This is a genomic window from Empedobacter sp. UBA7252, from assembly GCF_002472765.1.
Taxonomy (GTDB): Bacteria; Bacteroidota; Bacteroidia; order Flavobacteriales; family Weeksellaceae; genus Empedobacter; species Empedobacter falsenii_B.
Map to the genome: position 1 here is coordinate 10,131 of NZ_DKSQ01000039.1, position 1,630 is coordinate 11,760.

The following is a 1,630-nucleotide window of genomic DNA, read 5'->3' on the forward strand; positions in this document are numbered from 1 at the left end:
AAATATTTAGCGGAGTTTTTTATTGATATACTTTTTTGATTAAGCTTCTACTTCTTTATCACGATTCTTTGGAAAACGGCGATAACCTTTCAAATTAAATCTAAAATCTTTTTTCGTTGGACGAACAATAATACGTAATGATGAATCATTTGTAAAATAATTTTGAGCCCAATTAAAGAAAATAGCCAGTTTGTTGCGAACAGTCAAGATTAACATTAAGTGTAAGAACATCCATGTAAACCATGCCAAACGTCCAGAGAAAGAGAATTTAGGTAAGTCAACAACAGCTTTATGTTTTCCTATTGTAGCCATAGATCCTGGATCTTGATATTCAAATAAAGTTAATTTATCTTCTGATAAACCTTGTCCAATTTTATTGAAATTTTTGGCTAAATTCATAGCTTGATCCCCAGCAACACGTGCTAATTGAGGATGTCCATGAGGATATTTAGGTGTTTCCATACAAGAAATGTCACCAATAGCATATATGTTATCAGTTCCAATAATTTTACTTGTACGATCTACCTTAAAACGGTTACCTCTTTGTAACTCTTCTTGAGACACAGCTCCTTCAGGAATATTTCCTGTAACACCAGCAGACCAAATTAAATTTTTTGTTTTGATTGTGCGTCCGTCAGCTAAGGAAATAGTTTTTCCATCATAATCTGTAACTCGTCCTTCTGTCCAAATATGCACTCCCATATTTGTCAAATATTCGTGAGACTTTTTATGAGCTAAATCAGACATAGGTCCTAATAAATTAGGACTTCCTTCAATCAAATAAATATTCAATTTAGAGAAATCTAAATCTGGATAATCTTTTGGTAGAATGTGTTTTTTCATATGTGCAATTGCACCAGAAAGTTCTACTCCAGTTGGTCCACCACCAACAACAACAATGTTCAAAATTTCTTCTAATTCTTCTTCTGACTCAGCAGAATAAGCACTTTCAAAATTTGTTAACAATCTGTTTTTTAGCGTTAAAGCTTCGTTTGTGGATTTCATTGGGAATGATAATTCCTCAATTTGCTTATTACCAAAGAAATTTGTGGTACATCCCATGGCAATAACCAAATAATCGTAAGAAAAATCTCCGATTGTGGTTTCAACAATATTAGCTTCTTTTTTTATAGCTGTTACTTCAGCTAATCGTACGCTGACATTTTTACTTCCTTGAAATACTTTTCGTATAGGAAACGAAATATCACTAGCGTTTATTCCTGCTGTAGCAACTTGATAAAAAAGAGGTTGAAATTGATGATAGTTATAACGGTCAATAAGTGTAACAGAAAAGTGTGGGTTATTATTTAATTTACGGGCTAATTTAAGTCCGGCAAATCCAGCACCTAAAATGACAATCTTTTTCTTTTCCAAAATTCACTTTTTTGTAAAATTACGAACAAACTAAGAAACAATGAAAGATTTATTAAAAATTATTCTGAACCTTAGATATTTACTATGATATCGGATTGATTATTAGATTTTTTTAAATTTATGTTTTTTGTCAGTTTTAAATAAATTGTTAAAATTATTTGTGATTTCATGTATTTCTAAGCTTTTTTAATTTTGTTGAAAGATTAGAATTTAAACAATTTTTAAGCTGAATCGTTTTAAGAAATCAATCAAATTC

At 30.6% G+C, this 1,630-nt stretch carries 1 protein-coding gene; it reads right to left on the reverse strand.

The window, feature by feature from the left end:
- Positions 1 to 39 precede the first annotated feature (39 nt).
- Positions 40 to 1,374, reverse strand: a complete 1,335-nt coding sequence (locus B2X73_RS05270) for an NAD(P)/FAD-dependent oxidoreductase (RefSeq protein WP_286495204.1) — start codon at positions 1,372 to 1,374, stop codon at positions 40 to 42.
- Positions 1,375 to 1,630: the final 256 nt, after the last annotated feature.